A 12,211-nucleotide genomic window follows, 5' to 3' on the forward strand; every position below is an offset into this window, starting at 1 on the left:
GCCCGGGCCTGACGCCTGCTCCGAATCGGGACCGGGTTGCGGCTGGCCGTGCCAGGGCGGCTTTGGTACGCCCTGCATCAGCATAGGACGCGGCCCTGAGGCGTGCGGTGCGTCAGGGGAGAAGATGTCATGCGCATGAAGGTGATCGTTGGTCTCGCGCTGATCGTGTCGGTGGCGGGCACGACGGCCGAGGCGCAGCGGCGTCCGGACGGGGCATCGCTGCCCGGTGCGACCTATCCTGTTCCGACCCGCAGCGCGGTCAGCGTAAGCTCGGAGCCCGCCGCGTCCCGCGACCCGCGCCGGGGTAGCAGCGTCGATGGTGGCTGGTCGGCCGGGGCGAACGCGCCGGGCGGCTGGAGCGGTTATCGTCGGCCGTACCGGGGCTGGGCGCTGCCGGCCTATTGGGTCGCGCCGCGGTTCGGGATCGTCGACTGGCGCGACTATGGGCTCGCGCCGCCGCCGCCGGGCTATCGCTGGACGCGCTATTATGACGATGCCGTGCTGATCGATGCGCGGGGATCGATCTTCGATACGCGTGCCGGGGTCGACTGGGACGGCGCCAATGGAGGCGATGCCGCCCCGCGCTATGACGTGCAAAGCTTTGACGGGCGGGCGGACGACCGGGTCTATGCCCGCCGCCAGCCGCGGCCGGTAACGCGGCGGACCTATGTGACGACCCGCGTCGAAGCGGCGCCGGACTTTGCGGGGGCCGCCTATCGCGACCAGCCATTGCCGCCCGTCCAGCAGCGTGGCGGGACATGGGTGTCGCCCGACGGGATGACCACCGTGACGACCACCGGCGGCGGCTATCCCGGCAGCGACGCCTATCCCGGCGACGGGACGACGACGGTCACCGTCCAGTCGGTGCCGGTCACGACGACCACGACGACGACCGAATATATCACCGAACCCGTGACCTACCGGCGGACGACCCCGCGTCGCGGACCAAGCCGGACGCGGGGCCGGACGCGGGGCGGCACCCTAGGGTCGGCGCGATAGCGCTCAGCGGCGGCGTTCGCGGCCTGCGAAGCTGACGACGCTCTCGCTGCCATCCGCGCCGAGTGCGGACACGCCGACGAAATGGTCGTCGACCGGAGTCTGGGCGAGCAGCGTCTCGGTGCCGGTCACGTCGCGCACGTCCTTCCAGTCCTGCGTGTCGTTGCGCCGCCAGCGGACGCGGTAGCCTGCCGCGCCCGGAACCGCAGCCCATTTGACCTGGGTGTCGCGCGACAGGGCACCCGCGATCGACACGTCGCCCGGTGCCGCGGGCGCGGCGGCGAGGCGGGCGAGCGTGGCGATGTTGATCGCGGTCACCTTGGCCAGATAGGGGAAGTCCATCCCGGCGATCGTGTCGCCATAGTCGACGCCGTTTTCGGTGCGCAGGTCCTGATGCTGGCGATCCCAGTTCTCCGCCGCGACCGAGAAGCGCACCGCGGGATAGCCGAGCTTCAGAAAGGGTTCGTGATCGCCGCCGCGGCCGAACCGGTCAGGGCGACGGTCGAGCATCACGTCGAGCCCGCCGGGAATCGTCCGCGCGACGCCGTCGATCGTCTTGGCGAGCGCGCGGCTGGGGCCATCGTCCTCGCCACCCTCCGCGCGACGACCGATCTGCGCGGCAAGGTCTTCGGATGCGCGAATGCCTTCGGAAAAGACGCGGACGCTCGACGCCATGCGGACGCCGCCCTGGCCGATCGTGTTGCCGACAATGTCGTTGTTGAGCATCGCGGTGACGGTCCAGCCGCGCGCCTTGGCGGTGTCGGCGAGCAGCTCCGCGCCCCACAGACCCTGTTCCTCACCCGAGAACACCGCATAGACGATGGTCGCGTCGAACTGCCGTTTTGACAGCGCGCGGGCGGCTTCGAGCACCAGCGCAACGCCCGACGCATTGTCGTTCGCGCCCGGCGCGTCGCTCGTCACGTTCATGACGTCGGTGACGCGGCTGTCAATATGCGCGCCGACGATCACGACGCGATTCGGATCGCGCCCCTTCTGGATGCCCAGCACGTCTTCGACATAGACGCCGGTCGGTGCGCGCGGACCCGACACGGTGCGGCCGATCCGCTCGACGGTGACGCAGCCGCCACAGGCGCGGCCGATTTCGGTGAAGCGCGCCGCGGCCCAGTTGCGGGCGGCGCCGATGCCGCGCTTCGGATCTGTGGTGGTCGATGCGGTGTGGCGCGTGCCGAACCCGACCATCGCGGTCACATCGGCCTTGAGGCGGGTGGCGGAGGGCGCGGGAAGCGCGGCGGCGGCTGCGGCGAGCAGCGGAAGGGCGAGGATCGGCATCGGCGTTACCGTGGCGGCTTCGGCCGGGGAGCTCAAGCGGGGAGTGTTGGATTCGCTTGGTTTAGCCCGTCATTCCCAGCCGACGTCATCACCCACCTCCGTCATCCTGACGAAAGTCAGGATCCAGGGTTCCGAGGGCGGCGCCTGTGGCTCTGGATCCTGACTTTCGTCAGGATGACGGGGGGCGGCAAGAAGCCGCCGTCAGCTCAGCCGGTCGATCGCCTCGCTGGTCAGCGACCCCGGGATGATCATGACTGGCACGGGCAGCGCACCCGCATCGGTGCCGGAGAAATGCGCGATCAGCGCACCCGGCGCACCGCTCGCCGCGGCGCCGAGCACCAGCGCGGCGATATTGGGGTTGGCGGCGATCATCTCGCGGATGATCTTGGGGCCTTCGCCCTCGCGCACGGTGATCGACGGGCGCAGATCCGATTCCTCGATCAGCGTGCCGGCCGCGGCCGCGACGAGGCCCTCGGCGTGGAGCCGCGCCTCCTCCTCGATCGTCGCCTGGACACCGCCGAACGCGATGAATTCCTGCGGCGGAATCAGCGTGAGGATCTCGACGCCGCCGCCGGTCTTCACCGCGCGCCGCGCGGCAAAGCGCAGCGCGATACCCGCCTCGGGCGACTCGTCGATGACCACCAGATAGACACGCATCATATTCCCCTGTTTATCGGGCTTAGGTGCCGTGCAGATGCGGTTCGCGCAAGGGGAAGGCGGCTTCGCGGGGTTGACCCGGGCGGGCGGGGGCGCGAGTAGGCATGCCGTTACGTAACGCCCTGGGGACCTCCATGTCGATCGAGATCAAAATGCCTGCCCTGTCGCCGACCATGGAGGAGGGCACCCTCGCCAAATGGCTGGTGAAGGAAGGCGATACGGTGAAGTCCGGCGACATCATGGCCGAGATCGAGACCGACAAGGCGACGATGGAATTCGAAGCGGTCGACGAAGGCGTGATCGCCAAGATCCTGGTCGCCGAGGCGACCGACAATGTGAAGGTAGGCACCGTCATCGCGATCCTGGCCGAGGAAGGCGAGGATGCCTCCTCGGTGTCCGCGCCGACCAAGAGCGAGACGCCCGTCCCCGCGGCCAAGGAATCGGAGGCCAAGCCCGATCCCAAGGATCCCAACGACACCGGCAGCGAGGCCAAGCCCGTCGCCCGGACCGAGACGTCGGCCGAGGATCATGGTCGTCCCGCCGATGCGGGCGCCGCGTCCGCGTCCACGCCCGAATCGAAGCCTCAGTCGAAACCCGCCAGCGGTGACCGTGTGAAGGCGAGCCCGCTCGCCCGCCGCCTCGCCGCCGACAAGGGGATCGACCTTGGTTCGGTGTCGGGTTCGGGGCCGAAGGGTCGCATCGTCAAGGCTGATGTCGACAGCGCGAAGCCCGGGGCCGCACCTGCCGCCGCGACCGAAGCCGCCGCACCGGCCGCCTCCGCTGCCGCGCCAGCACCCGCGGCCAAGCCTGCCGTAGTGCCGGATATCCCGCACGAGTCGACCAAGCTCAGCAACGTGCGCAAGACGATCGCGCGCCGCCTGACCGAATCGAAGCAGACCGTTCCGCACATCTACCTGACCGTGGACGTGCGTCTCGACGCGCTGCTCAAGCTGCGCGGCGAGCTGAACAAGAGCCTCGAAGCGCGCGGCGTGAAGCTGTCGGTCAACGATCTGCTGATCAAGGCGCAGGCCGTCGCGCTGATGCAGGTCCCGACCTGCAACGTGATGTTCACGCCCGACCAGCTGATCAGCTTCCAGCGCGCCGACATCTCGGTTGCGGTCAGCACGCCGTCGGGTCTGATCACGCCGATCATCGTCGGTGCGGACACCGCCTCGCTGTCGTCGATCTCGACGCAGATGAAGGACCTCGCCGCCCGCGCACGCGACGGCAAGCTGAAGCCCGAGGAATATCAGGGCGGCACCGCCTCGATCAGCAACATGGGCATGTTCGGCATCACGCAGTTCGACGCGGTCATCAACCCGCCCCAGGCGATGATCCTCGCGATCGGTGCAGGCGAGAAGCGTCCCTATGTGATCGGCGACGAGCTTACCGTCGCGACCGTTATGTCGGCGACCGGCAGCTTCGATCACCGCGCGATCGACGGCGCGGACGGTGCGCAGTTCATGAAGGCGTTCAAGCATCTGGTCGAGAACCCGCTGGGCATGCTGGCGTAAGACCGTGACCGCTGTGGTCCCTCTTCCGTTCGCCCTGAGCGAAGTCGAAGGGCATGAGTCCCATGTGCCTCGACTTCGCTCGGCACGAACGGGGTCGGGCCGGGTCGCGCCATGACCAGGACGCTCATCGAGATCCTGCACATCCTCGTCGGGCTCGGCGTCGCGGTCGCGATCACCTGGGCGGCGGCCTGGTCCTATCCGCTCGGGCAGGACGTGATCTGGTGGTGCGGGGCGGCTGCGATGGTCGTGACCGTGATCATGGGAATCGGGCCGCTGCGGCAGGCCCGCATCCTCGACCGACAGACCAGCAGGAGCCACGCGTGACCGACCTGCCCCCCGACAAGGCGCCGACGATCCGCGTCACCGCGATGCCTGCGGACGCCAACCCTTACGGCGACATCTTCGGCGGATGGCTGATGGGGCAGATGGATCTGGCTGCCGGTTCGGTCGCCTCGCGCCGCAGCGGCGGGCGGGCGGTGACCATTGCGGCAGACGCCATGAAATTCCACATGCCCGTCGTCGTCGGCGACGAGGTGTCGGTCTATGCAGAGCTGATCGCGGTCGGCCGCACGTCGATGACGATCGAGGTCGAGGCATGGCGCCGTGCGCGGCACAGCAACGACAGCTGCAAGGTGACACAGGCGCGCTTCATCTTCGTCGCGGTCGGCGACGACCGCAAACCGCGGCCCGTGCCGCCCGCTTCCAACTGATTCACTTGAAGGACTCTCCACGTGGCTGACACCTATGATCTGGTCATCCTTGGTTCGGGCCCCGGCGGCTATGTCGCGGCAATCCGCGCGAGCCAGCTCGGCCTCAAGGTCGCGATCGTCGAGCGCGAGCGCCTGGGCGGCATCTGCCTCAACTGGGGCTGCATCCCGACCAAGGCGCTGCTGCGCACGTCGGAAATCTATCATTACATGCAGAATGCCGAGAGCTATGGTCTGAAGGCGGACAATGTCGGCTTCGATCTCGCCAAGGTCGTCGACCGCAGCCGCAAGGTGGCGGGCCAGCTGAATGCGGGCGTGAAGGGCCTGATGAAGAAGAACAAGGTGACCGTCGTCGAAGGCGTCGGCACCGTGACCGCAAAAGGCAAGCTGAGCGTCAAGCAGGGCGACAAGACCGTCGAGCTTGAGGCCAAGAACATCATTGTCGCGACCGGCGCGCGCGCGCGCGACCTGCCGTTCGCCAAGGCCGACGGGAAGACGATCTGGACCTATCGTCACGCGATGGTGCCGACCGAGATGCCGACCAAGCTGCTGGTCATCGGATCGGGCGCGATCGGTGTCGAGTTCGCCAGCTTCTACAACGACATGGGCGCCGACGTGACGATCGTCGAGATGCTCCCGCGGATCCTGCCGGTCGAGGACGAGGAAGTCTCCGCGTTCATGGACAAGGCGCTGACGAAGCAGGGCATCAAGCTCCTGACCGGCACCGGCCTCGAAGGCCTGGCGCCATCGGGCAGCGGCGTCACCGCGAAGATCAAGCACAAGGACGGCAAGGTCGTCGAGGAGACGTTCAGCCACGCGATCGTCGCGATCGGCATCGTCCCCAACACCGAGAATATCGGGCTGGAAGCGCTCGGTGTCGAAACCGACCGCGGGCACATCAAGACCGACGGCTATGGCCGCACCAATGTCGACGGCATCTGGGCGATCGGCGACGTCACCGGCGCGCCGTGGCTTGCGCACAAGGCTAGCCATGAGGGCATTATCGCGGTCGAGAAGATCGCCGGCGGTTCGCCGCACCAGATGGACAAGGCCAACATCCCCGGCTGCACCTATTCGCGCCCGCAGGTCGCGAGCGTCGGCATGACCGAGGCGAAGGCCAAGGAAGCCGGCTATGAGCTGAAGGTCGGCAAATTCCCGTTCATCGGCAACGGCAAGGCGATCGCGCTCGGCGAGGCCGAGGGCTTCGTGAAAACGGTGTTCGACGCGAAGACCGGGGAGCTGCTCGGTGCGCACATGGTCGGCGCGGAAGTCACCGAGCTGATCCAGGGCTATGTCGTCGCGCGCCAGCTCGAGACGACCGAGGCCGAGCTGATGGAGACGGTGTTCGCGCACCCGACGCTCAGCGAGATGATGCACGAGAGCGTGCTGGGCGCCTACGGCCGCTCGATCCACTACTGAGCCCGACCGCGTGACGTCACCCCCGCTTCTGCGTGGCGGGTGGCGGCACCGTTTACGATGCGGCGCGCGATCAGACCGATCGTGCGCCGTTTTGCCGTCGCCCCGAGACGGTCAGCGTCCCGACCAAAATGGACCAATGAATCGACTTGCCGTTTATCGATAGGCCCCATATCGTTTTGCAATATGCAGGCGGGGGCGGCGATGAGCAGGGATCGGGTTCTTTGGGGGGCGACGGGGCTGCTTCGGCTGATGCTCGTCCTCAATATCGTCTGCGCCGCGGTGTTCGCGCTGGCGTTGCTGCTGTCCTGGCCGATGCAGGACATGCTGAGCGCGCGGCTGGCGCATAAATACGGCGCGATGCTCGATCTGGACCAGGCGGTGCTGGCGATCCGCATGATGCTGTTCGTCGGCATTGCCGGCGGCGTCGCGCTGCATCCGATATTCTCGAACCTGCTCCGAATCGTCGCGACGGTCGAGGCGGGGGATCCGTTCGTCGACGACAATGCCACGCGGCTCGCGCGGATTGGCTGGGCGCTTCTGGCGCTGCAATGCCTCGATCTCGCCTTTGGCGGGGTCGTCCGCTGGATCTCGCTGCTCAAGCTCGACGTGACCTCATGGACGCCGTCGCTGGGCGGGTGGATCGCGGTCGTGATGATCTTCGTGCTTGCGCGCGTCTTCCGGATCGGTGCGCGGATGCGCGACGACCTGGCGATGACGGTCTGATGCCGGTCGCGGTCAGCCTGGACGCCATGCTGCATGCGCGGCGGATGACGCTGACCGAGTTGTCGGAGGCGGTCGGCATCACGCTCGCCAATCTGTCGATCCTGAAGACGGGCAAGGCCAAGGCGATCCGCTTCACGACGCTGGAGGCGATCTGCCGCGTGCTCGACTGCCAGCCGGGCGACCTGCTGCGGGTCGTCGACGAGGATGAACGGGGCGAAGACGGAATTTAAACGGGGGGATGGTCCGATGGACGCACTAGTTCTGGACGGGGTGACGAAACGGTTTGGGGAGCGGACCGCGGTCGACGCGCTGAGTTTTGCGGTACGGCCGGGGGAGATCTTCGGCTTTCTCGGCGGGAATGGCGCGGGCAAGACGACGTCGCTGCGCATGGTGCTCGACATCGTGCGGCCGACGGCGGGACGGATCTCGGTCCTCGGCTGTCCGCCCGGGCGCGAGAATGCCGCCGATCTGGGCTTCATGCCCGAGGAGCGCGGACTGTACCGCGGGATGACCGCGATCGACACCGTCACCTATTTCGGGCGACTGAAGGGCATGTCGGCGGCCGCGGCGCGCGAGAAGGGCCATGCGCTGCTCGACCGGTTCGGCCTTGCGGCATCCGCCAAGATGCAGATCGACAAGCTGTCCAAGGGCATGGCGCAGAAGGTTCAGCTTGCCGCGACGCTGGTCAACGGCCCGAAGCTGCTGCTGCTCGACGAACCCTTTTCGGGTCTCGACCCGGTGAACCAGGGGCTGCTGGAACACGAGATCCTGGAGGCCGCACGGGGCGGGGCGACCGTGGTGTTCTCGACGCATGTGATGCAGCATGCCGAGCGGCTGTGCGACCGGCTGTTGCTGCTCTCGCAAGGGCGCAAGGTGTTCGAAGGCACGCAGGCGGAGGCGCGCGGGCGGTTGCCGGCCCGCCTGACGATCGTCGCGCGCGATACGCCGATGCGGTGTCCCGGCGTCGAGCGCGCGGAGCCCGGCGCGGCCGATGCACAGGGCTGGCGCGACTATGACGTGACGCTGGCCGAGGGGATCGATCCTGCCGACGTACTGCAATGCCTGACCGAGCAGGGCGTGACGCTGCGGCGGTTCGACCAGCACCGCGTCAGCCTGCACGACGTCTTTCTCCATCTTGTCGGCACCCCTCCACCCGGGCCTGCCGACCCGGCTATGGCGGAGCATGCAGCATGACCCACAATATCCTTCTCGTCGCGATGCGCGAGTTCCGGCAGATCACGGGCATGCGCAGCTTCTGGCTGACGCTGCTGATCCTGCCGCTGGCGCTGGCGGTCGGGCCGATCGCGAGCCGTCTGACCCAGTCCGAAAAGACCCAGCGCGTCATGCTGATCGATGCCGATGGCCGCGCGGCGGCGGCGATTCGCGCGCGGCTCGATACCGATCACCAGCGCCGGATCCTGACCGCGCTGTCGCGCTACGTGCAGCGCTACGGGCTCGATCGCGCCGATCCGGGCGCGCTGTGGGCGCAGCATGACCGGCTGTTCGGCGACGCCGATGTCGCGACGTTCGCCAAGGCGGGCGGCCTGCCTGCCGCGCTGGCGGCGATGCGGCCGGCGACGACTTCGGAAACGCCGAAGTTTGACGCGCCCGACGCCGATTTCGTGGTCCTGCCGACGCCGCCTGCAATTGCGCGCGCGGCGCCCGGCGCACTCGATGCGCAGCTCAAGCCGCTGCTCCAGCCGGGCGAATTCGGGGACAAGACGGCCAAGCCGCTCGACTATGCAGTCTATGTTCCGCGCGGTTTCGGCGTGCAGACCGCCGATGTGCGTCTCTGGTCGAGCGAGCAGCCTGGCGCGAATTTCGTCCAACCGTTGCAGACCGTGCTCACGCAGGACCTGCGTACCGCCTATCTCGAGTCGACCGGGCTTGCGCGCGATCAGGCGCGTATCGCGACCAGTCTGGTCCCGGCGATCGCAGTCTCAACCCCGGCGCCTGGGGGCGGGCGCGAACGGATGCTGGTGCGATCGGTGGTGCCGTTGCTCAGCGCCTATATCCTGCTGATGTCGCTGCTGTTGTCGGGCAACTGGATCCTGCAGGGGCTGGTCGAGGAGCGGTCGAACAAGCTGATCGAGACGGTACTCGCCTGCATCAGCCCCGATGAGTTGCTCTATGGCAAGCTCGCGGGGACGGTCGCGGTCGGGCTGACGATGGTCCTGGTCTGGGGGCTGTGCGCGACCGGTGCCGCGGTGGCGACGCAAGGGGCGGTGGGTGCGTTCCTGCACGTCGCACTCGCGCCGCTCGCCTCGCCCTGGATCATCCTGGTGATGCTGTATTTCTTCCTCGCAGGCTATCTGATGGTGTCGATGATCCTGCTGGCGATCGGCGCGATGAGCGATTCGATGCGTGATGCGCAGAGCTATCTGACGCCCGTGCTGCTGGTCATCGCGATGCCGTTCACGGTCGTCGCGCAAGGCGTCCTGTCGAACAGCGGCGCGACCGCGATCAAGGTGCTGACCTGGATCCCGATCTACACGCCGTTCACGATGCTCGCGCGGCTCGGCAGCGGGGTTTCGACCATGGAGATCGTCGGCAGCGGCGTGCTGCTGGCGGTGTTCATCGGCATCGAGTTCGTCTTGCTCGCGCGTGTGTTTCGCGCCAGCCTGCTCAATGCGGGGCAGAAGCCCAATCTCGCCGCACTGGCCCGGTTGATGCAGCGTACGCCCGCCTGACGCATGCGTACCGTTCATATCATTTCGGGGATCCAACCCCGGTTTTCTGGAGGAGCTATGATGTCGTTCAATCGTATTTCGCGTCTGTCGCTGGGGGTGGCGCTGCTTGCCCTGTCCGCACCTGGGCTGGCCCAGACCGGCGCGCCGGGCGGCGCGCGCTATGGCAGCTTCGGGATCGACCTGACCGCTGCCGACAAGGCGGTGAAGCCGGGTGACGATTTCTGGACGCATGCCAATGGCGCCTGGGACAAGCGTACGGCGATCGCACCGGATCGCACGTCCGCGGGCGGCAGCGTGATCCTGGCGGATCAGGCCGAGCAGCAGGTCCGCGCGATCCTCGACGATGCCGCGCGCGATCCCGCTGCGGTCGGCGCCGGGGCCAAGCAATTCGGCGATCTTTATGCAAGCTTCATGGACGAGGCCGCGATCGAGCGCGCCGGCGCCGCGCCGCTCAAGCCCTATTTCGCGAAGATCGACGCCGCGACCGACAAGCAGAAGCTGCAGACGCTGTTCTCGACGGTCGGCTATGCGTCGCCGGTCGAGGTCGGGCAGCTGCCCGATCCCGCCGATCCGAAGCGCTACGCGGTGGCGGCGGGGCAGGGGTCGCTGGGCATGGGCGGCCGCGACTATTATCTCGAGCAGGGCGCCAAGTACGACACCTTCCGCACGGCCTATCGGGCCTATGTCGAGAAGATGCTGACGCTGTCCGGCGTGGCGGATGCGTCGGCCAGGGCGGACCGGATCGTCGCGCTCGAAACCGCGATGGCCAAGGTCCAGTGGTCGCCGGTCCAGTCGCGCGACCTGCAGGCGATGCTGAAGCCGATGGACGCGGCGGGCCGCAAGGCGCTGGCGCCCGATTTCGACTGGCCGCTGCTGCTGTCGACCGCGGGCTATGCCCAATTCCCGGTCGTCTACATGACCAACTCGACCGCGCTGACCGAGCTCGGCAAGATCTTTGCCGCGACGCCCGTGTCGACGTGGCAGGACTGGATGAAGTTCCGCCTCGCCTCCGCAAGCGCCGGTGCGCTGCCCAAGGCGTTCGATCAGGCGACGTTCGATTTTTACGGCAAGACGCTGGCCGATCAGCCGGAGCAACGCGCGCGGTGGAAGCGCGGCATCGCGCTGGTCAACGGCACGATGGGTGAGGCCGTCGGCGAAGTCTATGTGAAGCGGCATTACCCGCCCGAGAGCGAAGCGAAGATGGGCGAGCTGATCGCCAACCTGCGCGCGGCGTACAAGGAGCGCATCACCGCGAACAGCTGGATGGATGGCGCGACCAAGACCCAGGCGCTGGCCAAGCTCGCCGCGTTCGATCCGCGGATCGGCCATCCGGTCAAATATATCGACTATTCATCGCTCAACGTCGTCCGGGGCGATCCGGTCGGCAATGCGATGCGTGCGGGCGAATTCCAGCATCAGCTCGACCTCTCGCGGCTCGGCAAGCCCGTCGATCGTACGCTGTGGGGCATGACGCCGCAGACGGTGAACGCCTATTACGACCCGCTCAACAACCAGATCACCTTCCCCGCGGCGATCCTGCAGCCACCCTATTTCGATCCCAAGGCGGATGCGGCGGTCAATTACGGCGCGATCGGCGCGATCATCGGGCATGAGATGGGGCATGGTTTCGACGACCAGGGCAGCCAGTTCAGCGCGACGGGCAAGTTCGAGAACTGGTGGACGCCGGCTGCTCGCACCGCCTTCACGCAGCGCACCGCCGCGCTGTCGAAGCAGTTTGATGCCTATGAGCCGATCCCGGGTGTCCGCGTGAAGGGGGCGTTGACGCTGGGCGAGAATATCGGCGATCTGGGTGGCGTCGAGACTGCCTATGCCGCGTATCAGAAATACCAGGCGGAGCATGGCAAGGCGCCCGTGATCGGCGGGCTGACCGGCGACCAGCGCTTCTTCCTTGCTTACGCGCAGGCGTGGCAGGCGAAGCTGCGTGAGGGCGCAGCGCGCGCGCGGCTGCTCACCGATCCGCACTCGCCGCCCTTCTACCGCGTCAACGGGATCGTCCGTAATGTCGATGCCTGGTATACGGCGTTCGGGGTCAAACCCGGTGACGCGCTGTATCTGGCACCCGGCGACCGCGTCCATATCTGGTAACATTTCGCGGGGCGTGTGGCCGTCCACACGCCCCCTATTTTCTTGCCGCACCACGCACCACGCACCACGCACCACGCACCACGCACCACGCACCACGCACCACGCACCA

12 protein-coding genes are annotated in these 12,211 nt (G+C 67.5%); 10 read left to right on the forward strand and 2 right to left on the reverse strand.

Going from position 1 to position 12,211, the window contains the following annotated elements:
* The first annotated feature begins 135 nt into the window (after positions 1-135).
* Positions 136-999, forward strand: a complete 864-nt coding sequence (locus ASE89_RS04795) for an RcnB family protein (protein WP_168427558.1) — start codon at positions 136-138, stop codon at positions 997-999.
* A 3-nt stretch (positions 1,000-1,002) separates the two neighbouring features.
* Here ASE89_RS04795 and ASE89_RS04800 read toward each other — a convergent pair whose 3' ends face one another.
* Positions 1,003-2,286, reverse strand: a complete 1,284-nt coding sequence (locus ASE89_RS04800) for a M20/M25/M40 family metallo-hydrolase (RefSeq protein ID WP_056674527.1) — start codon at positions 2,284-2,286, stop codon at positions 1,003-1,005.
* A gap of 201 nt (positions 2,287-2,487) precedes the next feature.
* The gene (locus tag ASE89_RS04805; RefSeq protein WP_031394497.1) at positions 2,488-2,943 is read right to left on the reverse strand and encodes a universal stress protein; all 456 of its coding nucleotides are present in this window, start codon (positions 2,941-2,943) and stop codon (positions 2,488-2,490) included.
* Positions 2,944-3,077: 134 nt separating this feature from the next.
* Here ASE89_RS04805 and ASE89_RS04810 point away from each other — a divergent pair, with 134 nt between their 5' ends.
* From ASE89_RS04810 to ASE89_RS04850, 9 genes are all read left to right on the forward strand, one after another.
* Positions 3,078-4,457 (forward strand): pyruvate dehydrogenase complex dihydrolipoamide acetyltransferase, encoded by a 1,380-nt coding sequence (locus tag ASE89_RS04810; RefSeq protein WP_056674529.1) that lies wholly within the window; start codon positions 3,078-3,080, stop codon positions 4,455-4,457.
* 111 nt (positions 4,458-4,568) lie between these two features.
* On the forward strand, positions 4,569-4,781 hold the full coding sequence (locus tag ASE89_RS04815; protein WP_031393452.1) for a hypothetical protein: 213 nt from the start codon (positions 4,569-4,571) through the stop codon (positions 4,779-4,781).
* Positions 4,782-4,825: 44 nt separating this feature from the next.
* The gene (locus ASE89_RS04820; RefSeq protein ID WP_042466532.1) at positions 4,826-5,167 is read left to right on the forward strand and encodes an acyl-CoA thioesterase; all 342 of its coding nucleotides are present in this window, start codon (positions 4,826-4,828) and stop codon (positions 5,165-5,167) included.
* Between the two features lie 21 nt (positions 5,168-5,188).
* The gene (gene lpdA, locus ASE89_RS04825; protein ID WP_037529779.1) at positions 5,189-6,583 is read left to right on the forward strand and encodes a dihydrolipoyl dehydrogenase; all 1,395 of its coding nucleotides are present in this window, start codon (positions 5,189-5,191) and stop codon (positions 6,581-6,583) included.
* Positions 6,584-6,784: 201 nt separating this feature from the next.
* Positions 6,785-7,306, forward strand: coding sequence for a DUF2975 domain-containing protein (locus ASE89_RS04830; RefSeq protein ID WP_056675356.1), 522 nt, complete (start codon positions 6,785-6,787; stop codon positions 7,304-7,306).
* Positions 7,306-7,536 (forward strand): helix-turn-helix domain-containing protein, encoded by a 231-nt coding sequence (locus ASE89_RS04835; protein ID WP_031393448.1) that lies wholly within the window; start codon positions 7,306-7,308, stop codon positions 7,534-7,536. Before ASE89_RS04830 ends, ASE89_RS04835 begins: the two co-directional genes overlap by 1 nt.
* A 16-nt stretch (positions 7,537-7,552) precedes the next feature.
* Positions 7,553-8,500: an ABC transporter ATP-binding protein gene (locus tag ASE89_RS04840; RefSeq protein ID WP_056674531.1), complete on the forward strand. Its 948-nt coding sequence runs from the start codon at positions 7,553-7,555 to the stop codon at positions 8,498-8,500.
* Complete coding sequence (locus ASE89_RS04845; RefSeq protein WP_056674533.1) at positions 8,497-9,996, forward strand: ABC transporter permease; 1,500 nt, start codon at positions 8,497-8,499, stop codon at positions 9,994-9,996. Before ASE89_RS04840 ends, ASE89_RS04845 begins: the two co-directional genes overlap by 4 nt.
* Before the next feature lie 60 nt (positions 9,997-10,056).
* Positions 10,057-12,102: a M13 family metallopeptidase gene (locus ASE89_RS04850; RefSeq protein ID WP_192003044.1), complete on the forward strand. Its 2,046-nt coding sequence runs from the start codon at positions 10,057-10,059 to the stop codon at positions 12,100-12,102.
* Positions 12,103-12,211 lie beyond the last annotated feature (109 nt).

This window comes from Sphingomonas sp. Leaf30 (genome assembly GCF_001422525.1).
Lineage (GTDB): Bacteria > Pseudomonadota > Alphaproteobacteria > Sphingomonadales > Sphingomonadaceae > Sphingomonas > Sphingomonas aerolata.

Coding starts and splice junctions, on each gene's coding strand:
- ASE89_RS04795 (WP_168427558.1), top strand. CDS start 136: ATGAAGGTGATCGTTGGTCTCGCGCTGATCGTGTCGGTGGCGGGCACG.
- ASE89_RS04800 (WP_056674527.1), bottom strand. CDS start 2,286: ATGCCGATCCTCGCCCTTCCGCTGCTCGCCGCAGCCGCCGCCGCGCTT.
- ASE89_RS04805 (WP_031394497.1), bottom strand. CDS start 2,943: ATGCGTGTCTATCTGGTGGTCATCGACGAGTCGCCCGAGGCGGGTATC.
- ASE89_RS04810 (WP_056674529.1), top strand. CDS start 3,078: ATGTCGATCGAGATCAAAATGCCTGCCCTGTCGCCGACCATGGAGGAG.
- ASE89_RS04815 (WP_031393452.1), top strand. CDS start 4,569: ATGACCAGGACGCTCATCGAGATCCTGCACATCCTCGTCGGGCTCGGC.
- ASE89_RS04820 (WP_042466532.1), top strand. CDS start 4,826: ATGCCTGCGGACGCCAACCCTTACGGCGACATCTTCGGCGGATGGCTG.
- ASE89_RS04830 (WP_056675356.1), top strand. CDS start 6,785: ATGAGCAGGGATCGGGTTCTTTGGGGGGCGACGGGGCTGCTTCGGCTG.
- ASE89_RS04835 (WP_031393448.1), top strand. CDS start 7,306: ATGCCGGTCGCGGTCAGCCTGGACGCCATGCTGCATGCGCGGCGGATG.
- ASE89_RS04840 (WP_056674531.1), top strand. CDS start 7,553: ATGGACGCACTAGTTCTGGACGGGGTGACGAAACGGTTTGGGGAGCGG.
- ASE89_RS04845 (WP_056674533.1), top strand. CDS start 8,497: ATGACCCACAATATCCTTCTCGTCGCGATGCGCGAGTTCCGGCAGATC.
- ASE89_RS04850 (WP_192003044.1), top strand. CDS start 10,057: ATGTCGTTCAATCGTATTTCGCGTCTGTCGCTGGGGGTGGCGCTGCTT.